Below are 20,391 nucleotides of genomic sequence, written 5' to 3'. Positions count from 1 at the left end.
TACATATTATGATTAATGAACAACGAATCGTTGATTTATTTATTGAATTAGTACAAGTAGACTCAGAAACAAAGCATGAAGAAAAAATTGCTGTTGTACTAAAAGAAAAATTTACCGCATTAGGCGTCGAAGTAGTAGAAGATGATGCCAAAGAAAAAACGGGTCACGGAGCCAACAACTTAATCTGCACACTGCCAGCTACAAAAGAAGGCGTAGACACAATCTACTTTACGTCTCATATGGATACAGTCGTACCTGGAAACGGTATTAAACCATCTATTGAAGATGGCTATATTAAAAGTGACGGCACGACAATTCTTGGAGCGGATGATAAAGCAGGCTTAGCAGCAATGCTAGAAGCCATCACCGTATTAAAAGAAGAAAACATCGCGCACGGCAAAATTGAATTTATTATTACAGTAGGAGAAGAATCTGGCTTAGTGGGCGCTAAAGCTCTTGATTCTAGTCTCGTAACGGCAAAATTCGGCTATGCTTTAGATAGCGATGGCAAAGTGGGAGACATTATTGTTGCTGCGCCGACGCAGGCAAAAGTAAATGCAACAATTTATGGAAAAACAGCTCATGCAGGTGTAGCTCCTGAACGAGGCGTTTCTGCTATTACGATTGCTTCAAGAGCCATTTCTAAAATGCCCCTTGGACGTATTGATGAAGAGACTACAGCGAACATTGGACGTTTTGAAGGTGGAACGCAAACGAATATCGTATGCGACCGCGTCGATATTTTAGCAGAAGCTCGTTCATTAATTCCAGAAAAAATGGAAGCACAAGTAGCGAAAATGAAAGAAGCGTTTGAAACAGCTGCACAAGAAATGGGCGGACGTGCAGAAGTGGATATTAAAGTGATGTATCCAGGCTTTAAATTTGGCGATGGAGATCATGTTGTCGAAGTTGCTAAAAAAGCCGTGGCTAATATCGATCGTCCTTCACGCCTGCTTCAAAGCGGAGGCGGAAGCGATGCAAATGTAATCGCAGGCTTTGATATCCCAACAGTAAATCTAGCAGTTGGTTATGAAGACATTCATACAACAAATGAAAAAATTCCGGTAGAAGAACTGGTGAAGACATCTGAACTAGTAGTGTCGATTATTAAAGAAGTAGCAAAATAATAGTTGCAGCCTTGCTTTTATATAAAAGCAAGGCTTTTTACATAGTGAATAGTAAATAGTCTGAATTTTTTAACATAATGTATAATGAAGAAAAGACGGTCGTTTTGTACAATAAAGTTAGTAATACATTTTACCAAAGTAGAAGTTGAAAATAACGTATATAAAAAATATGTAAGCGCTTTCAATTTGAGTTTTATCAACAGATATCCTTGGGAGGTTGATGCAATGCGATCACAGGAAAGTTTGCAGTCCATCATTCAAAACTTTAATGAAGTAGAAAAAGGGTTGTCAAATAGAGAAGCAGTCGAAGAATCTAATCGATGTTTGTACTGTTATGATGCACCCTGTATTCAGGCATGCCCTACAGGAATTGACATCCCGACGTTTATTAAAAAAATTGCATCGGGCAATTTAAAGGGGTCTGCCGAAACGATTATGTCTTCTAATCCCGTAGGAGCAAGCTGTTCGAGAGTTTGTCCAACCGATGAACTATGTGAAGGAGCGTGTGTGCTTAACCACTCAACCAAACCAATTATGATTGGAGATTTGCAGCGCTACGCAACGGATTGGGCTATTCAAAATGAACAGGTGCTGTTTGAGAAAGGAAGAGCAAACGGTAAAAAGGTAGCAATTGTTGGTGGAGGTCCGGCTGGTCTCTCTGCAGCAAGAGAACTGGCCCGATTTGGGTATGACGTAACCATTTTTGAAGCGGAAAAACAAGCAGGAGGGTTAAATACATATGGAATCGTGTCGTTTCGTCTTCCTCAAGCGATTTCATTCTGGGAAGTTGAACAAGTAAAAAGCTTAGATGTAAAAATTAAAACAAACGTAAGAATTGGAGAAGATATTCTTCCAAGCGAATTGTTGCAGTCGTATGACGCGGTTGTATTAGCTATTGGTATGAGCAAGGTGCCTTCTCTACATGTTGAAGGTGAAGAGCTAGACGGTGTGTATGATGCGATTGATTTTGTGAAAAAAACGAAGTCGGAAGCATTATCAACAGAATTTGTGGGTAAGCGTGTTGCCGTCATTGGTGCGGGAAATACTGCGATTGATGGTGCTACGTGTTCCGTGCGCTTGGGGGCTGAAAATGTTCAAATTTTATACCGTCGTACACGAGAAGAAATGACGGCTTATGATTTTGAATTTGAATTTGCGAAACAAGATGGTGTTGAATTCCGCTGGTTAACGGCTCCTATACGAATTATTGGAGATGAAAATGGTAAGGTGAGCGGGATTGAATGTGTAAAAATGACTCTAACAGATCCAGATGCAGACGGCCGAAGAAAGCCTGTTCCTGTTGAGGGTTCAACGTTTACCATTCCAGTCGATGCTGTTGTTAAAGCAATTGGTCAAGAACGGTACCTGTCTTTGATTCAACAATTTCAGGTGCATCATGAAGACGGAGTTGTCTTAATTAATCAAGAGACGTTTCAAACATCCAATCCAAAAGTATTTGCTTGCGGAGACGTTATTTTTGGTAAAGGGCAAGGAGAAGCAATGGTTGTGACCGCTGCTCAGCAAGGAAAACAAACGGCGTTAAATATTCATATGCAGTTAACAAAAGAAACAATGGAAACAGCTTAAAATCAGGAGGAGGAGAAATCTATGGCAGATTTAACAACAAATTTAGCAGGTATTCAATCACCAAATCCGTTTTGGCTGGCATCCGCACCGCCAACCAATTCAGGTTATCAAGTGCAGCGTGCATTTGAAGCAGGATGGGGAGGCGCAGTTTGGAAAACGCTTGGTGATCCGATTTTAAATGTTTCCTCTCGATTTGCTGCCGTTGGCTTCAACGGTCAGCGCGTAGCCGGCTTTAATAATATTGAGTTAATCACCGATCGTCCGCTTGAAGTTAATTTGAAGGAAATCTATGAAACGAAAAAGAAGTTTCCTAACCACGCAATTATTGCCTCTCTTATGGTAGAGCCTCAGCAAGAAAAATGGCATGAAATTGTCAAAAAAGTAGAAGACGTAGGAGTGGATGGATTAGAGCTGAACTTTGGCTGTCCTCATGGAATGGCAGAACGAGGAATGGGTGCTGCCTCTGGGCAAGTCCCTGATTTAGTTGAAAAACAAACGTATTGGGCTAAAGAAGTTGCCCAAACGCCGGTCATTGTTAAATTAACCCCAAATATCACAGATATCACCGTTACAGCAGAAGCAGCGGTTCGAGGCGGTGCTGACGCTGTGAGCATGATTAACACTATTAATAGTTTAGCAGGAGTAGACATTCATTCATGGAATACGATTCCACACGTAGCAGGAAAAGGCGCTCACGGAGGTTATTGCGGCCCGGCTGTTAAGCCGATTGCATTAAACATGGTTGCTGAATGTGCAAGAAGTCCGTTTATTAACGTTCCAATATCAGGTATGGGAGGCGTTTCGAACTGGCAGGAAGCCGTCGAATTTATGCTCATGGGTGCTACAGGTGTGCAAGTATGTACAGCGGCTATGCATCACGGGTTCCGCATTGTAGAGGATATGATTCAAGGTCTCAATTATTATTTGGATGAAAGAGGAATCGAAAAAGTAAGTGATATTGTAGGGAAAGCCGTTTCAAAATATTCCGACTGGGGCAACTTAGATCTCAATTATAAAGTAGTGGCCCGCATCGATCCGGATACGTGTATTAACTGCAACAAGTGTCATATTTCTTGTGAAGATACTTCTCACCAATGTATTGATATGCTGAAAGATCCTTCAGGGAAATCTTATTTAAAAGTACGAGAAGAAGATTGTGTAGGATGTAATTTATGTTCGATTGTATGTCCGGTGGACGGGGCTATATCCATGGTTGAATTACCAAATGAACAGCCTCCAATGACGTGGAATGAACGCCAAGCTGCTTTACAAGCGACGGCTGCACAGCGATTAGACGTATAAAGACAAAGGGGATGAAGAAATGAAGAAAATCGTTAAAAATGGTGTGGTAGTCACAGCAACAGATACGTATAAAGCCGATATTTTAATTGAAAATGGAGTTATTTCGGCAATTGGCTCGGCATTTGAAGAGCAAGGCTGTGAAGTGATTGATGCAAAAGGCAATTATGTATTTCCAGGAGGGATCGATCCTCATACTCATTTAGATATGCCGTTTGGAGGCACCGTTACAAAAGATGACTTTGAAACAGGTACAAGAGCAGCAGCTTTTGGAGGTACGACAACTGTTATTGATTTTTGCTTAACCAATAAAGGCGAACCGCTGCAAAAAGCGATCGGCACATGGCATGGAAAATCAAAAGGGAAAGCGGCTATCGATTATAGCTTTCATCTAATGATTGGCGAAATCACGGAAGATGTATTAAATGAGCTTCCTACAATTATTGAAAAAGAAGGAATTACTTCTTTTAAAGTATTCATGGCCTATAAAAATGTTTTTCAAGCAGACGATGCTACCCTTTATCAAACGCTAGTGCAAGCTAAAAAACTAGGGGCGCTTGTGATGGTACATGCTGAAAATGGAGATGTGATTGAGTATTTAACGGCAAAAGCACTAGAACAAGGACAAACTGATCCTATCTATCATGCACTGACTCGCCCTCCAGAAATAGAAGGAGAAGCTACGGGAAGAGCCGCGGTGCTAACGGAACTGGCTGACTCACAGCTCTATGTTGTTCACGTGTCGTGCGCTGAAGCGGTTAAAAAGATTGCTGAAGCAAGGGAAAAAGGCGTAAATATCTGGGGTGAAACGTGTCCGCAGTATTTGACGCTTGACCAAACCTATTTAGAGAAACCGAATTTTGAAGGAGCAAAATACGTATGGTCACCGCCTTTACGTGAAAAATGGAACCAAGATGTTTTGTGGAATGCTTTGCGTAATGGCGACTTGCAAACGATTGGATCTGATCAGTGTTCATTTGATTTTAACGGTCAAAAAGATCTGGGGAAAGGAGATTTTACGAAAATTCCAAACGGAGGACCTATTATCGAGGATCGCATGAGTATTTTATTTTCAGAAGGAGTAGTGAAGAAACGAATTAATATCAATCAGTTTGTTGATATAACATCAACAAAAATTGCTAAGCTGTTCGGACTGTACCCGAAAAAAGGAACAATAGCGGTTGGCGCAGACGCGGATCTGCTTATATTTGATCCATCTGTTGAACGTACGATTTCAGCAAACACGCATCATATGGCAGTCGATTATAGCGCATTTGAGGGAATGAAAGTCACAGGTGAGCCGGTTTCAGTACTTTGCCGCGGGGAATTTGTCGTAAAAGATAAGCAGTTTGTCGGTCAAAAAGGCTACGGACAATTTACAAAACGAGCAAAGTTTAATGAGTCAAACACGGCTAACGAAGCTGAAAAATTAATGTTATAAAAACAGATGTAAAAATAGATCGGAGGCAGGGAAATGTCAAGTTACCATGAATATATGGCAGAGCGAGAAAAGATTGATTTTTTGCTGCAAAAAGGATTCAAAATAACGGCCGTAACAGAGAATCTAAGCGGGGCGTTTGTGACGTTTGAACGCAACGAAAATAACCAAACCGAACAAGAAACGCTTCATATATTGACGGCGGATGCTAGAAAATATTTTTCATCCGTACTGATTCAACAAGTATAAAAATGGAGGCTAGGACAAAATTATTTTAGCTGAAGGAAGATCCGAACGATGAATCGTTCGGATTTTTTTATTGGTAGAGTGAACGTAGATTCCATATATATAAGCGCTTTCAAATGTTGATTGGAGTAATTTAATTATGTTTCAATCTCTTTATTTGTTTACTAATACCTATAAGTTTTTTACTATATTGGCTGACAAAAGTGATCCGTTTGTGTGTTTTTTTCGTTTTGGATGTGAAACAAAATAACTAGATATTATCCATTCACTGTATTACAGTTGTTACATTTCGTTTACATCGAAAGAGAAAAGGTTTAGTTATCTAGTAAATTGTAGTAAATATTAGAGTAGAACGTTTTCAAACTAAATCTATTAAATACGAAAAGGGTGTGACACCGATGGATCAAGCTACGCAGTGTATGACACAAGAAGAAACAAAAATTATTGATAAATTAAAAATGGAAATGTTAAATGCAGTGTCACTACAAGATTTGCGTTTTTACAAAAAAGAAATTCACCGAATTAAAGAACAAGCGGTTAAACGCCACGGTTTTTTTAATAAATTACAGCAAACAGCTCAGAAGCTGTAACGATCCATTATCGTTACAGCTTTTTTCATTTCTTTCATTAAATATTTTATTTCTTCTAAATATTTAATATAATGTAAGAAGATATAGCTTTTGTTCTACACATATGCGAAATACGCGTTAATGATCCAGGAGACATGATGTGAAATTCGCTAGGGGCGGTGTTGACTTGAAATCATATTTAACAGTAACAGAGATTTTAACAAGGAAACATTTTGTAAACTGTGAAGTAATAGCTGGAGAGAAAGGGCTTACTAATTCTGTTAAGTGGGTGCACGTGATGGAAGTGACGCGCATTAATGAGCTGCTAAAAGGAAACGAGCTCATTTTATCGACAGGGGTAGGCTGGGGAGAAGATCCTCAATCTTGTTTATCATTTCTTCAGCAATTAATTTCTTGTAAGGCATCAGGACTGTGTATTGAACTTGGCACTTATACTTCTAAGATTCCGCAAATTGTCATTGATAAAGCGAACGAATGTGATTTTCCGATTATTTTATTTCACGAGGAAGTTCCGTTCGTTGAAATTACGCAAGATGTTCACTCGCTTTTAATTAATCAGCACTATCAAATGATTTCCGATTTAGAACAGTATTCTCATAGGCTAAATCAGCTGCTGTTAACAGTTAATGATCCGGCCCTCATCTTACAGTGTTTATATGAATCTACGGGGCTTCTTGTCGGCCTTAAAGTTTCAAATGAATTACTTACCTTTGCTCCGGAGATGGACTTGCTCAAACAGCAGCTTCTACTTCATTATATAAGCAGGGAAAATGAAAGTCCGCATTTTACTGAGCAGCCTATTCATTTATTAGGACAAGATTATGCTCAGCTGTATGTTGCTTCTATAAATGAAGCGTTAACAGAACTTGAAGTGCTCACTGTTGACCGAACGGCGACTGCACTTGCTCAGCATTTTTTGAAGGACCTGTATGTCGAAGAGAAAAAAAGAGTAGATGAAACCGAATGGATGACAAAATGGATGAACGGAGAGTTAACTCTTGAACAAATAAAAGACTCTATGCACGAAGTGTGTTCAGATTCGCCTATTCGCGGAGGTGTCGTTGTTTGCTGTAAGTGGCAAAGGCGGGAGAAGTTTGATCGAACGTATTTTAAGCTGATCTTGCGAAGCATTTTTGAACAAGAAGGCTTTCACTTATTAGTCTCCGAGCGAAATCGCGAAGTATTATTTATTCTTTTGAACAAACGAATGGTTAGCACATGGAGAGAGAGATTAGAAAACAGCCTTCATCGCTGGATGAATCAATATGAATCGGATGAAAATTCAAAGAGGAACGCCATTAGCTTTATCGGAATTGGCCAATACTGTGAACAGCTTGACTGCATGCATAAAAGCTATGAAACGGCTAAAGAAACAATTTCGATTCAAGAAATGCTGCAAAAACAAACCATTATTCATTTTTATGATGATTTGCATATGTACCGGATTATTTCGCTTTTACATCAGCATGAAGACTTACAGGAAGTGGTGTTTGAATATCTGCAGCCCGTTATTACATATGATGAAACGTATAATGCAAAACTCATGGAAACATTAAAAATTTATTTAGCATGCAACGGATCTAAACAAGAGACGGCTAAGCGTTTATACATTGTCCGGCAAACGCTGTATCACCGTATCGAAAAACTAGAAAAGCTGCTGGGTGAAGACTTTATGGAGCCGGAAAAACGACTGGCAATTGAGTTTATGATTATGGCATATGAATATTTGTTTATGATGAAAAAGTCGCGCGCGGAATTTATAAACGGATAAGTAAGCAGCTGGAAACAGCTGTTTTTTTATGTTGAGGCTGATTTTACTATATGTTCATTTTAGTTCATGCTTTCTCCTAGTTCACTGCGCAAAATGTGAAACGAGAATCTAGAGTTGTTTCACATTTTGTCTAATGCAACCACCATTTATTTATTCAATAATAAAGGTAGATTTGTCATTTCTTATTTTTTGAGGAGGCCAAGCGATATGTCAGTTGTGAATAATGATACGCAAGTTTTAAAAAATTACGTGGGCGGAAAATGGGTTGATACGGCAGGGGGAAAATTTGGAGAGGTAATTAACCCATCGACGGGCGAAGTCATTGCAAAAGTACCGCTTTCTACAAAAGAAGACGTAGCCAATGCGGTGGAAACAGCTCAAAAAACATTTGAAACATGGCGTAACGTTCCTGCTCCAAAACGAGCAAGATTAATGTTTGCGTTTCAGCATTTACTAGTTAAGCATCATGAAGAGTTAGCTAAATTAGTTGTACAAGAAAACGGCAAGGCTTTCAAAGAAGCTTACGGTGAAGTACAGCGCGGTATTGAATGCGTGGAGTTTGCCGCGGGTGCTCCTACTTTATTAATGGGGGAATCATTAAATAACATAGCGGAAGAAATTGATTCTGAGATGTTCCGTTTTCCACTGGGTGTCGTTGGCGGCATCACACCTTTTAACTTTCCGATGATGGTACCGCTTTGGATGTTCCCTCTTGCCATTGTATGTGGAAATGCGTTTGTATTAAAACCGTCTGAGCGAACGCCGCTTTTAGCAACGCGACTTGCTGAACTTTTTACAGAAGCAGGAGCACCGGATGGATTATTAAATATTGTGCACGGGGCACACGATGTTGTGAACGGATTAATAGAGCATGAAAAAGTTAAAGCGATTTCATTCGTCGGATCGCAGCCGGTAGCAAAATATGTTTATGAACAAGCTGCTGCTCAAGGGAAACGAGTTCAGGCTTTATCTGGAGCTAAAAATCACCATGTTGTGATGCCAGACTGCGATATGGATAAAGCGGTATCACATATTATCAGCTCGGCTTATGGAAGTGCCGGCCAGCGTTGCATGGCGTGCAGCGCCGTGGTCGTCGTGGGTGAAAAAGGCGATGAATTCGTCGCAAAATTAAAGCAAAAAGCAGATGAATTAATTATGGGAAGCGGATTTGATGATGAAGTGCTTCTAACGCCTGTGATTCGAAAAGAGCACCGTGATAAGGTGCTGGATTATATTGAACTTGGCATGAAAGAAGGAGCGGAACTCATTCGTGACGGACGTAAAGAAATGGATGAACATACAGAAGGCAATTTCTTAGGAGCAACAATTTTTGACCGCGTAACTCCTGATATGACCATTGCTAAAGAAGAGATTTTTGCACCTGTACTCAGCTTGCTTCGCGCTGACACATTAGATGAAGCACTTCGCTATATGGAAAAATCCCGTTTTGGAAATGGAGCAACGATTTATACAAAAGATGCAAAAGCCGTGCGTCAATTTAGAGAAGAAGCAGATGCGGGTATGCTCGGTATTAACGTAGGAGTACCTGCTACAATGGCCTTCTTCCCATTCTCCGGTTGGAAAGACTCTTTTTACGGAGATTTGCATGTCAACGGCAAAGACGGTTTGAACTTCTTTACACGTAAAAAGATGGTTACATCACGCTTTGACTTTTAACATATAGATGAATATAGCAAGTGGCTTCGGCATTTTGTCGAAGTCTTTTCATACAGAAAAAAATACCGCGCTAGCGATTTGGGAGTGGATAAGATGGTACAGGTCAGTCAAAATGAAAAAGATCTGCGTGCAAAAGATGAGCAGTATGTATGGCATGGAATGAAACCATACAGTCCGGATGCAACAATGGTTGCTACAAAAGCAAAAGGTGCTTGGATTACAGATGAACAAGGAAATCGCTATTTAGATGCAATGGCAGGGCTTTGGTGTGTAAATACCGGGTATGGACGGGATGAGTTAGCGCTCGCAGCCTATGAGCAGCTAAAAGAACTGGCTTATTTTCCACTCACTCAATCTCACGTACCTGCTATCAAACTGGCAGAGAAGCTAAATGAAATGCTAGGTGATGACTATGTTATCTTCTTTTCAAATAGCGGATCTGAAGCAAATGAAACGGCTTTTAAAATTGTGCGTCAGTACCATCAGCAAAAAGGAGAGCATTCTCGCTACAAATTTATTTCGCGTTACCGAGGGTATCACGGAAATTCAATGGGCGCACTAGCAGCAACGGGTCAAGCTCAGCGTAAATATAAATATGAACCGCTTGCCCCTGGCTTTATTCACGTGGCCCCGCCTGATTCGTACCGAGGGCAAGATGACTACGATGCACCGAAAGAAAATCTTCAATCTGTAAAAGATATTGACAACGTTATGACGTGGGAGCTAAGTGAAACGATTGCCGCTGTTATTATGGAGCCAATTATTACAGGAGGAGGAATTCTTTTACCGCCTCAAAATTATATGAAAGGCGTAAAAGAAACGTGTGAAAAACACGGTGCACTTTTAATTGCAGATGAGGTTATTTGCGGCTTTGGACGTACAGGAGAAGCCTTTGGTTTTATGAATTACGATGTAAAACCAGATATCATTACCATGGCAAAAGGAATTACAAGCGCATATCTTCCGCTCTCTGCAACTGCTGTTAAAAAAGAAATTTATGAAGCGTTCAAAGATAGCGATCAGTACGAGTATTTTCGCCATGTTAATACATTTGGAGGAAGCCCGGCTGCGTGTGCACTGGCATTAAAGAATTTAGAAATTATGGAAAGAGAAAATCTTTTTGACCGTTCTAAACGGCTCGGAGCTTACGTATTAAGTGAGCTAAAGCCGCTTATCGATAGCCACCCATACGTTGGAGACGTAAGGGGTAAAGGGCTTTTAATTGGAATTGAACTTGTAGCTGATAAACAAACGAAGGAACCGTTAGACGTTAATCTTGTAAATGAAGTGATTGCTAAATGCAAAAGCAAAGGAGTGATTATTGGGAAAAATGGAGCAACGGTGGCCGGCTATAATAATGTTCTCACGCTCTCACCGCCGCTTAACATTGAGGAAAGTGATATTGAGCTGTTATTAGCTACTATTACGTATGCGCTTGACAGCATCAAATAGGTAAGTTTGCAAAAAGCCTGTATAATATACTTACAGGCTTTTTGTGCGTGTGAAGGAGGAAGTAGAAAATGGAATTGTTATTTTTAGGGACGGGTGCAGGAGTACCGGCGAAACAGCGGAATGTTTCATCTCTTGCGCTCGAACTTTTGCAAGAAAGAGGGGCGGTGTGGCTTTTTGATTGTGGAGAAGCAACACAGCATCAAATTTTACATACAACCGTTAAACCGAGGCGAATTGAGAAAATTTTTATTACGCACCTTCACGGTGATCATATTTACGGATTGCCTGGACTCCTTGGAAGCCGTTCGTTTCAAGGCGGAGAATCGCAGCTTACTGTATACGGGCCAAAAGGAATTAAAGAATTTATTGAAGTCACGCTGGCTGTAAGTCAAACTCATCTGCAATATCCTCTAGAGGTTGTTGAAATAGAAGAGGACAGTGAAAGTGGAACGATTTTTGAAGATGAAACTTTTTCAGTGGAGTTTGGCAAGCTTGAACATGGCATTTTATCTTATGGATATCGAGTTGTCGAAAAAGATTTGCCAGGATCACTGGACGTTCAGCGTTTAAAAGAGATGAATATTCCCCCGGGGCCTCATTATCAGCAGTTAAAAGAAGGGAAAGAAGTAGTATTAAAAGATGGGCGTATAATCAATGGTCAAGAATTTGTAGGAGAGGCTAAAAAAGGGAAGGTCATCACGGTTTTAGGAGATACAAGAAAGTGTATGCAAAGTGTTCAGCTTGCTATGGATGCGAATGTATTAGTCCATGAAGCTACTTTTTCAGCGGGAGACGAGGAGCTTGCTTACAACTATTTTCATTCTACTGCAAAAGAAGCTGCTGAAATTGCTAAAACAGCATCTGCCGAGCGTCTTATTTTATCTCATATTAGTTCGCGTTACCAAGGAGACGCAGTCAGCCAGCTAGCAGAAGGAGCAAAAGAAATTTTTCCGAATACCGACATAGCAGAAGACTTGAAGCGGTTTACGATTTCATAAAAAAAGACGAGGATATCCTCGTCTTTTTTTACCATCCGCGTTCGTACTGAACGGGTGCTGAAATTGTTTCATTTAGCTCTTTTGCCGCCGTGCGCGGGAAGTACGGATCGCGCAGAAGTTCGCGCGCAACAAAAATTAAATCAGCGCGTTCGCTTTGTAAAATCTCTTCTGCTTGTCGTCCAGTTGTAATTAGCCCAACAGCGCCTGTATCAATATTAGCTTGCTGCTTGATTTTATCTGCAAACGGCACTTGATAGCCAGGGTATACGTTGATTGGAGCGTGTACTAGAGCACCGGAACTAACGTCAATTAAGTCGACGCCTTGTTCTTTCATCCATTTTGCAAATACAACGTGATCATCGACTGTTAATCCGCCTTCTGTATAGTCAGAAGCAGAAACACGGACAAATAAAGGGCCGTCCCACTCTGTTTTCACAGCTTCAATAATTTCCTTTAAGAAACGATAGCGGTTTTCAGCGCTGCCGCCATATTCGTCGCTGCGCTTATTGCTTAGCGGCGATAGAAATTGATGTACTAAATAACCGTGTGCCGCATGAAGCTCGATAATATCAAATCCAGCTTCTTTTGAACGTCGAGCGCTTTCTTTAAAGGCAGAAATCGTTTCATGAATTTGTTCTGTGGTCATTTCCACAGGTTTTTTACTTTTATCATCAAAAGCAATAGCGGAAGGAGCATAAATATCGCCTTCAACAGTTGCTTTACGTCCTGCGTGTGCAAGTTGAATAGCAGTTTTTGCACCGTTTTCTTTTAGCTGTGTCACAAGTTTCGTTAATCCATCTTTTTGTTCATCATTCCAAATTCCCAAGTCTTGAGCTGAAATACGACCTTGTGGCACGACAGCTGAGGCTTCAACCATAATGAGACCTACTTGTCCAACCGCACGAGTTGTGTAGTGAACCATATGAAAGTCAGTTATTACGCCGTCTTCCTTTTCACATGAATACATGCACATTGGTGACATTACAATTCGGTTTTTTAATGTTACATCTTTCACTGTATAAGGTGAAAATAGTTTTGTTGTCATTTGGTTTAACCTCCAATTATTTCGATACTCTAAACAAAAGTTATTATATCACCGCATTGAATTTTCTTTCACATAATCTGCTTATCCATTTTTAATCATAAAAAAACCTCTTTCTTTTTTTAGAAAGAGGTGAACCTTTACGAACGTTTACTCGAGATTTTTTCGTCAATCGTATCTCCTAAATATTTGGAGCGAATTGTAGCTTGTTCAATACACTGCATCATGGCTTCTTGGAAGTTATGAGAAATAAGCTGTTCGATTCCTGCTTCTGTTGTGCCGCCCGGACTCATCACTTCTTTTCGAAGTACGGCTGGCGTTTTAGGTGACTGTTTCAGCATTTCTGCAGCACCGATAAGAGTTTGAAGAATTAGTTCATTTGACACTGACGTATCCAAGCCTTGTTTTTCAGCTGCTTTTTCCATTGCTTCTACTAGATAGTAGACATACGCTGGGCCGCTTCCAGATAGTCCTGTTACAGCGTGAAGCTGCTCTTCCTCTACAGTTGTAACCGTACCAATCGTTTCAAATAAAGCAGTAGTAACGTTCATATGCTCTGCTGTAGCAAACTTGCCGGGTGCAATGGCTGTAGCCGATAATCCAATAGAGGCCGATGTATTTGGCATAGCTCTTACAACCGCTACTTCTTGGTCAAACAAGTTTACAATTGTGGCAGTCGATACACCTGCTAAAACAGAGAGAACGAGGTGGTGGGGACGAATATAAGACTTAATCGTATCGATGCTTTCCGCTACGTCTTTTGGTTTAATAGCAAGCACGACGATATCGCTTTTTTCGATTAACAAGGCATGATTACGCGTAATGTTAATTTCATAGGCGTTTCGAAGTTCGTGAAGTCTTTTATCGTTGCTATGATTTGTTACGGTGATTTGATTGGGGCGAAGCTTTTTATCTGACAGCAGCCCTGAGATCATGGCTTCAGCCATTGATCCAGCTCCAATAAAGGCGATGTTTAGATCCGTTTTCATTAAAAGTTCCTCCAGTCATTTGCTATCCAATGAAAACAGATACTGAGATTTCAGTATCTGTTAAAGGCTTGTGTTTGTGTATCTCTTCTTTATAAAATGCATAGTTATCTAAAGATATGAATAAAACTTCACTATATTTCTGTCATTATGCAATGAAAAAGAGAGGGATGTCAATGTAATTTTCAGAAAACGAATGCAATTGTATAAATAACAGGGAAAATCGTGTAAACTTAAAAGAAAATGCGATGGTAAAGGAGCAAAAATACAGATGAATGAGCAATTATATAAAATTGTGCTGCCTACTCCTTTTGCGGTAGGAGATGTGAATGTTTTTGTTATAAAAGGTCAGACCGTTACGCTAATCGATGCTGGTATTAAAACGGAGGCAGCGTGGTCTGTATTTAAAGAAAAGCTTAATGAAATAGGATTAAAACCAGATGATATTAAGCAAGTTGTCCTAACTCATCACCATCCTGATCACGTAGGAATGCTTGATTTTTTTGATAAAGATATCGCCATAGTCGGTCATGCAAAAAATCAGCCTTGGATCTCCCAAAATCCAGATTTTTTTGAGTGGTACGATGCGTTTTTTGAAGACCACTTTATGAAAGCCGGCGTAGATGAAAGGTTTCGCCCTTATTTAAAACGTTTAAAAGCATCAATGAAGTATTCATGTCATCGTTCTCTTACAACTTCTGTGCAGGAAGGAGATTACATTCCGGGCCTAGAGAGTTGGAAAGTACTTGAAGTACCAGGTCATGCTCAAAGCCATATTGCATTATACAATGAAAGAACAGCGGTTATGATTGGAGGAGATTTATTGTTAAAGCATATTTCATCTAATCCGCTTATTGAACCTCCTATGAAACCAAGCGGCGAGCGACCTAAAACGCTTCTTCAATATAATCATTCATTAAGACGTCTGCTTGATTTAGAGATAAACTGTATCTATACAGGTCATGGAGATGAAGTGTTACGTGTTCGCGAACTTGTACAAGAGCGGTTACAAAAGCAGAGCGACCGAGCGGATAAAGTGCTTAGCATGATAAAAGAACGTCCTCAAACAGCGTTTGATATTTGCAAACAGCTATTTCCTACTATTTATGAAAAAGAACTAGGGCTAACTCTTTCTGAAACAATTGGTCAGCTCGATTTTTTAGAAGACGCAAATAAAATCAGTACACATGAAAAAGAAAGTACGCTTATTTATTCTGTGTGCTCTTAACTTATAAAAAAGGTGTGTTATATTTGAAATCCTCGTTAAAGAACCAACATGTCGTGATTACAGGCGCTTCAGGAGGTCTTGGAGAACATTTAGCTTACGAAGTGGCTAAAAGAGGGGGCGTCCCCGTTTTACTTGCACGTACAGAAGAAAAGCTGCACCGAGTAGCTGAGCAAATTAGTCAACAGTATGGGATTACCTCTTACATATACAAAGCTGACGTAGCGAACGTAGAGGAAGTCAAAAGAGTGGTTCAGAAAATGATGAGTGAAATTAAGCGTGTTGATGTCCTGATTAATAATGCAGGCTTTGGTGTATTTGAAGAAGTGAAAGAAGCATCGATTAAGACCATTGCCTCAATGTTTCAAGTCAATGTTATTGGATTAATTGCATGTACACAAGAAATTTTAGCTTATATGCTAAAAGAAAACAAAGGACATATTATTAACATTGCTTCTCAAGCAGGCAAACTTGCGACGCCTAAATCCAGTGGCTATTCAGCTTCTAAACATGCCGTGCTAGGGTTTACCAACAGCCTGCGAATGGAATTAGCGAAAACAGATATCTATGTAACGGCAGTGAATCCAGGTCCTATTCAAACCAACTTCTTTTCAATAGCAGATCAATCAGGAAACTATGAAAAAAGCGTAGAAAAGTTTATGTTAACCCCTCAATACGTAGCTGAAAAAACGGTCAATATTATTGGAAAACCAAAACGAGAAGTCAACTTGCCTAAGTGGATGAATATAGGCTCGAAGATGTATCAGCTTGCCCCGGGGATCGTAGAAAAATTGGCAGGGGATGCGTTTAATAGAAAATAACCTGTGCTTTAACCACAGGTTATCAAAGTTTTTTGTTAATGGTTTCGTTCAGTAAGGCTGTAATTCTATAAATCTACTGCTCGTCCAAAACTTTTGCAGCGCGCACACAAGAGTCGAATTTTCCTTTATGATTTCCGTCGCAAAAGGGCATCTTTTGCGACTGGCCACATCGGCATAGTGAAAATGTCGGCTTTGTTTCAAATTTGTTGCCGTCTGCATCAATTAATTCAACGTCTCCAGTGACACGGAAAGAACCGTTATCCATTACTTTAATTTGTACTTTTGACATAAAAAAACCTCCTTTTTGTACACATCTATATGAATCGCCAGAGTTTAATGAAAGCGAGATGTGTATTATACTCATTATATAAGCAATTTTCGTTTGTTTATACAATTAGTTTAAAAGGAGTTAAAGGAAAATGAATATTACCTTTACTGATAAAGCGATAGCAAAAGTACAAGAAAAGTACGGGAAAGATTCTTCACTATATTTAAAATTAAAATACGATACGGATGGATGCGGCTGTGTTGTGAGCGGCGTAACGACGCTATGGATTGTTGATGAAAAAGAGAGCGATGATGTAACCATTGAGACGAATTTTGTTCCTGTTCTTGTCGAAAAAACAAAGCAAGTATTTTTAGATGATAATATGACGATTGACTACAATGAAAGTGCATATGCGTTTATGCTAAAATGTCCTTCTCAAATTTTAAATCCGCGCATGTCATTTATCGATAAAACAAAAGAAGCGCTTTAAAGCGCTTCTTTTTGTATTTTTTCTAAAAATGATTCAATAACTTGTTCATATTCCTCTGGATTATCAGCATACGAGCGGGCATGAGTGCCTACAGGTGCTAAATACATCCGTTTTTCTCCCATTTTTTTGGCATGCAGCTGCTCCGTCATTTTAGGAAGAATATAGTCATCTTCTCTGCTGTGAATAAACAGAACAGGATGTTTGATTTGATTTACGACTGAAATAGGTGATACGTCTTTAAATGAGTAGCCTTCTCGCCATTTTAAAATAATATTAGCTGCTGGCATCACAAGCTGTTTTGGTAAGTGGAAATCTTGTTTTAAGCGATAGGCAAGAAGTTCTTCCAAGTCAGAAAAAGGGCAGTCGACAATATAAAAATCAGCTCCGTCTTCCATTCCAGCATACAAAAGAGTGGTCGCAGCTCCCATAGATTCCCCGTGAATCCCGAGGGAAATAGTTGAACCGAATTGTTCTTTTACCCAATGAACAACGGATTGAAGGTCTAGTTTTTCATAATAGCCGTAGCTCGTTGTTTTCCCTTCAGACTTGCCGTGGCGGCGGTGATCATAAAGAACGACGTTCCATCCAAGCTTTAGAAAAAGCCGAGCATATTTCATAGAGTTGAGTGAATGAACTGTAACTCCGTGCGAAAGAATCATAAATCGGTTGTTTTCGTGTTGTTTAATAACGGTCCCAGCTATGTTATAGCCTAGAGAAGAAGGAAGCACAAATGCTTCTTTAGGAAGAGTGCTATAGACTTTCTCATCATAAAAGCCATCTTCCGTATCGCGGTCAATAATAACTTTGTCGGTCTTTTTACGGATGTACATCATTTGATTTGTAAAAAAGATGCCAAGAGCGGCAAATGCTCCGAAAATACTTCCTATTAATAATAGCCATTTTTTCATGATTAGCGGCTCCTTTTGTTAATATAGCTATTATTTATTATAGCATCGCTCTCATAAAAACCTAATTTTTAACGCTGTGCAAACAAAGAGTATTGCTTGCTTTCAATCGGTCTTGAAATGTGAGGAGCGATAAAAGCGACCGCTTCGAGCAGCTTTTCTTCATTAATAGAAGTGGAAATACCCATTTCATGAAGCATAAAGACGAGATCTTCTGTAGCTACGTTTCCCGTTGCTCCCTTAGCGAATGGGCATCCACCTAACCCCCCAGCCGATGAATCGAACCTGTTAATACCGGCTTGCAAAGCTGCATAGATATTTGCAATGGCTAATCCTCTCGTATCGTGAAAGTGCGCAGCCAGTAGCGTGTGGGGAAAGTTTTGTTTTAATTTCGAAAAAAGTGAAAATACATCTTTAGGGTTTGCCATGCCAATTGTATCAGCAACGCTTAGCTCATTAACTCCAGCCTCCACAAAGCTTTCGCAAAGGGCCAGCACGTCGCGTTCATGTATTTTTCCTTCATACGGGCAATAAAAGGCGGTGGAAATGCAAGTTCGAATAAAACATTCTTGCTGCTTGAGCTGCTGAATGAGAGGAAGCAGCGTTTGTACAGCTTCTTTGGTGTTTTTGTTAATATTTTTTTGATTAAAGGTATTGCTTACGCCAATAAACAGCGCAACGGAGCGGCAATTAGCTTGCAGTGCTTTTTCCAAGCCTTTTTGGTTTGGCACAAGTACAATGTTTCGGCACGTATCAGACTGAAATGTATTTGCAACAGTAGAAGCATCTTTCATTTGAGGAACCCATTTTGGAGAAACAAAGGATGTAATTTCGATTTCGGATAGTCCAGCTTCTTTTAATTTTTTGATAAAATTAATTTTTTTTTCAGTTGGAACAAAATTTTTTTCGTTTTGAAGTCCATCTCGTGGACCAACTTCTATAATTGTTACTTTTTCAGGAAATCCCATAAACCGCTCTCCTCCCACATTGTAAACGCTTACTAATATTCATTTTAATTCTAAAAAATTAAAATTCAATAAAAATTATAAATTTTTACAAAAAAAGAGGAATTTCGCAAGCGATGTCGAAATTAATACAGGTGACAGTTAATCACAGTAATCAAACAGTAAGGAGAGGTTTTCGACATGGGTCAAACAGAAGTAGTCATTGTAAGCGCTGTACGTACAGCAATCGGCAGCTTTGGGGGAAGCTTACAAAATGTATCCGCAACAACTTTAGGTGGTACTGTAATTAAAGAAGCTTTAAACAAAGTAGGGGTATCAGCAAACGAAGTAGATGAAGTTATCATGGGAAATGTCCTACAAGCAGGTTTAGGACAAAATCCAGCACGACAAGCAACTTTAGCAGCAGGTTTACCTGAAACTGTTTCAGCATTAACCATCAATAAAGTATGCGGATCAGGACTAAAAGCAGTACATCTCGCTACACAAGCGATTCTTGCTGGGGATGCTGATGTGATTGTTGCTGGTGGAATGGAAAACATGAGCCAAGCACCATACTTATTAAAAAATGCACGCAACGGGTTTAAAATGGGCGACCAAAAAGTAGTTGACAGCATGATTCAAGATGGATTATGGTGTGCATTTAACGACTACCATATGGGCGTTACAGCTGAAAATCTGTGTGATAAATATGAAATTACTCGTGACGAACAAGATGCGTTTGCAGCTTCAAGTCAGCAAAAAGCAGAAGCAGCTATTCAATCTGGTCGTTTCAAAGATGAAATCGTACCAGTAGAAGTGCCTGGAAGAAAAGGTCAAGTAACTGTTTTTGAACAAGATGAGTTCCCACGTGCAGGCACAACGGCTGAAAGCTTAGGGAAACTACGTCCAGCCTTCAAAAAAGACGGTTCTGTAACAGCTGGTAATGCATCTGGTATCAATGACGGTGCAGCGGCAGTAGTGGTAATGAGCCGTAAAAAAGCAGACGAGTTAGGCCTAACACCATTAGTGTCAATTAAAGGTAATGCAACTGCGGGAGTAGACCCAAGCATTATGGGAATCGGTCCTGTAAGCGCAGTGAAAAAGGCGCTTGAAAAAGCTGCTGTTTCATTAGAAGATGTTCAATTAGTAGAAGCAAACGAAGCATTCGCTGCACAGTCAATCGCTGTGGATCGTGAACTTCAATTTAATCATGATATTTTAAATGTAAACGGTGGAGCAATTGCGCTTGGACATCCTATTGGTGCAAGTGGTGCACGTGTCCTAGTTTCACTTATTCATGAAATGCAAAAACGCGACGCAAAACTTGGGTTAGCAACGTTATGTATTGGCGGAGGCCAAGGCGTTGCAACAATCGTTGAACGTCCTTAATTTGATATAGTTTTAACAAACATTAAAGCTATATCACAACGCCACAGATTCCAAACATACAGCTTTGGAACTCGTGGCGTTTTTGTTTTTCCTTTAATTTGTCTAGTAATATAACTTTTTTGACAAAAAAATGATT

General features: G+C 39.8%; 19 protein-coding genes. 14 read left to right on the top strand and 5 right to left on the bottom strand.

What is annotated here, in order from left to right; genetic code table 11:
* The first annotated feature begins 8 nt into the window (after positions 1–8).
* The 10 genes from ACFX40_RS09730 (at position 9) to rnz (ending at position 12,185) form a co-directional block, all read left to right on the top strand.
* Entirely contained in the window at positions 9–1,127 is a 1,119-nt protein-coding gene (locus ACFX40_RS09730) for a tripeptidase T (protein ID WP_013084962.1), read from the top strand.
* Positions 1,128–1,352: 225 nt separating this feature from the next.
* Positions 1,353–2,714: an NAD(P)-dependent oxidoreductase gene (locus tag ACFX40_RS09725; protein ID WP_028410679.1), complete on the top strand. Its 1,362-nt coding sequence runs from the start codon at positions 1,353–1,355 to the stop codon at positions 2,712–2,714.
* A 21-nt stretch (positions 2,715–2,735) separates the two neighbouring features.
* A complete protein-coding gene (preA, locus tag ACFX40_RS09720; protein WP_013084960.1) occupies positions 2,736–4,016 on the top strand; it encodes an NAD-dependent dihydropyrimidine dehydrogenase subunit PreA in 1,281 nt (426 codons plus the stop codon).
* Positions 4,017–4,035: 19 nt separating this feature from the next.
* Positions 4,036–5,454, top strand: coding sequence for a dihydropyrimidinase (gene hydA / locus ACFX40_RS09715; RefSeq protein WP_377254843.1), 1,419 nt, complete (start codon positions 4,036–4,038; stop codon positions 5,452–5,454).
* A 33-nt stretch (positions 5,455–5,487) separates the two neighbouring features.
* A complete protein-coding gene (locus ACFX40_RS09710; protein WP_028410682.1) occupies positions 5,488–5,700 on the top strand; it encodes a hypothetical protein in 213 nt (70 codons plus the stop codon).
* Between the two features lie 395 nt (positions 5,701–6,095).
* Positions 6,096–6,287 carry a hypothetical protein gene (locus tag ACFX40_RS09705; protein WP_013059103.1) on the top strand — a complete coding sequence of 64 codons (192 nt, stop codon included), beginning with the start codon at positions 6,096–6,098 and terminating at the stop codon, positions 6,285–6,287.
* A 139-nt stretch (positions 6,288–6,426) separates the two neighbouring features.
* The gene (locus tag ACFX40_RS09700) at positions 6,427–8,058 is read left to right on the top strand and encodes a PucR family transcriptional regulator (protein WP_034276881.1); all 1,632 of its coding nucleotides are present in this window, start codon (positions 6,427–6,429) and stop codon (positions 8,056–8,058) included.
* Between the two features lie 207 nt (positions 8,059–8,265).
* Complete coding sequence (locus ACFX40_RS09695) at positions 8,266–9,735, top strand: CoA-acylating methylmalonate-semialdehyde dehydrogenase (RefSeq protein WP_028410684.1); 1,470 nt, start codon at positions 8,266–8,268, stop codon at positions 9,733–9,735.
* 93 nt (positions 9,736–9,828) lie between these two features.
* The gene (locus tag ACFX40_RS09690) at positions 9,829–11,187 is read left to right on the top strand and encodes an aspartate aminotransferase family protein (protein ID WP_028410685.1); all 1,359 of its coding nucleotides are present in this window, start codon (positions 9,829–9,831) and stop codon (positions 11,185–11,187) included.
* Positions 11,188–11,255: 68 nt separating this feature from the next.
* On the top strand, positions 11,256–12,185 hold the full coding sequence (rnz, locus tag ACFX40_RS09685; protein WP_060746996.1) for a ribonuclease Z: 930 nt from the start codon (positions 11,256–11,258) through the stop codon (positions 12,183–12,185).
* A gap of 28 nt (positions 12,186–12,213) precedes the next feature.
* Here the strand turns inward: rnz and namA are convergent, their stop codons facing one another.
* Complete coding sequence (gene namA, locus ACFX40_RS09680; RefSeq protein ID WP_028410687.1) at positions 12,214–13,230, bottom strand: NADPH dehydrogenase NamA; 1,017 nt, start codon at positions 13,228–13,230, stop codon at positions 12,214–12,216.
* A gap of 137 nt (positions 13,231–13,367) precedes the next feature.
* Positions 13,368–14,216 carry a pyrroline-5-carboxylate reductase ProI gene (gene proI, locus ACFX40_RS09675; protein WP_013059097.1) on the bottom strand — a complete coding sequence of 283 codons (849 nt, stop codon included), beginning with the start codon at positions 14,214–14,216 and terminating at the stop codon, positions 13,368–13,370.
* 268 nt (positions 14,217–14,484) lie between these two features.
* Here proI and ACFX40_RS09670 point away from each other — a divergent pair, with 268 nt between their 5' ends.
* Together ACFX40_RS09670 and ACFX40_RS09665 are read left to right on the top strand one after the other, a co-directional pair.
* Positions 14,485–15,441, top strand: a complete 957-nt coding sequence (locus ACFX40_RS09670; protein ID WP_028410689.1) for an MBL fold metallo-hydrolase — start codon at positions 14,485–14,487, stop codon at positions 15,439–15,441.
* Positions 15,442–15,464: 23 nt separating this feature from the next.
* A complete protein-coding gene (locus tag ACFX40_RS09665; protein WP_060746998.1) occupies positions 15,465–16,259 on the top strand; it encodes an SDR family NAD(P)-dependent oxidoreductase in 795 nt (264 codons plus the stop codon).
* A 73-nt stretch (positions 16,260–16,332) separates the two neighbouring features.
* Here the strand turns inward: ACFX40_RS09665 and ACFX40_RS09660 are convergent, their stop codons facing one another.
* Positions 16,333–16,548 (bottom strand): CDGSH iron-sulfur domain-containing protein, encoded by a 216-nt coding sequence (locus tag ACFX40_RS09660; protein ID WP_028410691.1) that lies wholly within the window; start codon positions 16,546–16,548, stop codon positions 16,333–16,335.
* A gap of 130 nt (positions 16,549–16,678) precedes the next feature.
* On the opposite strand from ACFX40_RS09660, the gene ACFX40_RS09655 reads away from it, so the two are divergent.
* Positions 16,679–17,017: an iron-sulfur cluster biosynthesis family protein gene (locus ACFX40_RS09655; protein WP_028410692.1), complete on the top strand. Its 339-nt coding sequence runs from the start codon at positions 16,679–16,681 to the stop codon at positions 17,015–17,017.
* Here ACFX40_RS09655 and ACFX40_RS09650 read toward each other — a convergent pair.
* Positions 17,014–17,925 (bottom strand): alpha/beta hydrolase, encoded by a 912-nt coding sequence (locus ACFX40_RS09650; RefSeq protein ID WP_028410693.1) that lies wholly within the window; start codon positions 17,923–17,925, stop codon positions 17,014–17,016. The two genes, ACFX40_RS09655 and ACFX40_RS09650, sit on opposite strands and share 4 nt — an antisense overlap.
* A 68-nt stretch (positions 17,926–17,993) precedes the next feature.
* Positions 17,994–18,890, bottom strand: a complete 897-nt coding sequence (locus ACFX40_RS09645; protein ID WP_028410694.1) for a hydroxymethylglutaryl-CoA lyase — start codon at positions 18,888–18,890, stop codon at positions 17,994–17,996.
* A gap of 177 nt (positions 18,891–19,067) precedes the next feature.
* On the opposite strand from ACFX40_RS09645, the gene ACFX40_RS09640 reads away from it, so the two are divergent.
* Positions 19,068–20,255: an acetyl-CoA C-acetyltransferase gene (locus tag ACFX40_RS09640; protein ID WP_028410695.1), complete on the top strand. Its 1,188-nt coding sequence runs from the start codon at positions 19,068–19,070 to the stop codon at positions 20,253–20,255.
* The last annotated feature ends 136 nt before the right edge of the window (positions 20,256–20,391 follow it).

Source organism: Priestia sp. YIM B13552 (assembly GCF_042787775.1).
Lineage (GTDB): Bacteria > Bacillota > Bacilli > Bacillales > Bacillaceae_H > Priestia > Priestia megaterium_E.
Note: the sequence above shows the minus strand (reverse complement) of the source record. Positions and strands in the feature narration are given on the sequence as shown.

Coding starts and splice junctions, on each gene's coding strand:
- ACFX40_RS09690 (WP_028410685.1), top strand. CDS start 9,829: ATGGTACAGGTCAGTCAAAATGAAAAAGATCTGCGTGCAAAAGATGAG.
- ACFX40_RS09655 (WP_028410692.1), top strand. CDS start 16,679: ATGAATATTACCTTTACTGATAAAGCGATAGCAAAAGTACAAGAAAAG.
- proI (WP_013059097.1), bottom strand. CDS start 14,216: ATGAAAACGGATCTAAACATCGCCTTTATTGGAGCTGGATCAATGGCT.
- ACFX40_RS09725 (WP_028410679.1), top strand. CDS start 1,353: ATGCGATCACAGGAAAGTTTGCAGTCCATCATTCAAAACTTTAATGAA.
- ACFX40_RS09695 (WP_028410684.1), top strand. CDS start 8,266: ATGTCAGTTGTGAATAATGATACGCAAGTTTTAAAAAATTACGTGGGC.
- rnz (WP_060746996.1), top strand. CDS start 11,256: ATGGAATTGTTATTTTTAGGGACGGGTGCAGGAGTACCGGCGAAACAG.
- ACFX40_RS09645 (WP_028410694.1), bottom strand. CDS start 18,890: ATGGGATTTCCTGAAAAAGTAACAATTATAGAAGTTGGTCCACGAGAT.
- ACFX40_RS09640 (WP_028410695.1), top strand. CDS start 19,068: ATGGGTCAAACAGAAGTAGTCATTGTAAGCGCTGTACGTACAGCAATC.
- ACFX40_RS09660 (WP_028410691.1), bottom strand. CDS start 16,548: ATGTCAAAAGTACAAATTAAAGTAATGGATAACGGTTCTTTCCGTGTC.
- ACFX40_RS09710 (WP_028410682.1), top strand. CDS start 5,488: ATGTCAAGTTACCATGAATATATGGCAGAGCGAGAAAAGATTGATTTT.
- hydA (WP_377254843.1), top strand. CDS start 4,036: ATGAAGAAAATCGTTAAAAATGGTGTGGTAGTCACAGCAACAGATACG.
- namA (WP_028410687.1), bottom strand. CDS start 13,230: ATGACAACAAAACTATTTTCACCTTATACAGTGAAAGATGTAACATTA.
- preA (WP_013084960.1), top strand. CDS start 2,736: ATGGCAGATTTAACAACAAATTTAGCAGGTATTCAATCACCAAATCCG.
- ACFX40_RS09730 (WP_013084962.1), top strand. CDS start 9: ATGATTAATGAACAACGAATCGTTGATTTATTTATTGAATTAGTACAA.
- ACFX40_RS09650 (WP_028410693.1), bottom strand. CDS start 17,925: ATGAAAAAATGGCTATTATTAATAGGAAGTATTTTCGGAGCATTTGCC.
- ACFX40_RS09670 (WP_028410689.1), top strand. CDS start 14,485: ATGAATGAGCAATTATATAAAATTGTGCTGCCTACTCCTTTTGCGGTA.
- ACFX40_RS09705 (WP_013059103.1), top strand. CDS start 6,096: ATGGATCAAGCTACGCAGTGTATGACACAAGAAGAAACAAAAATTATT.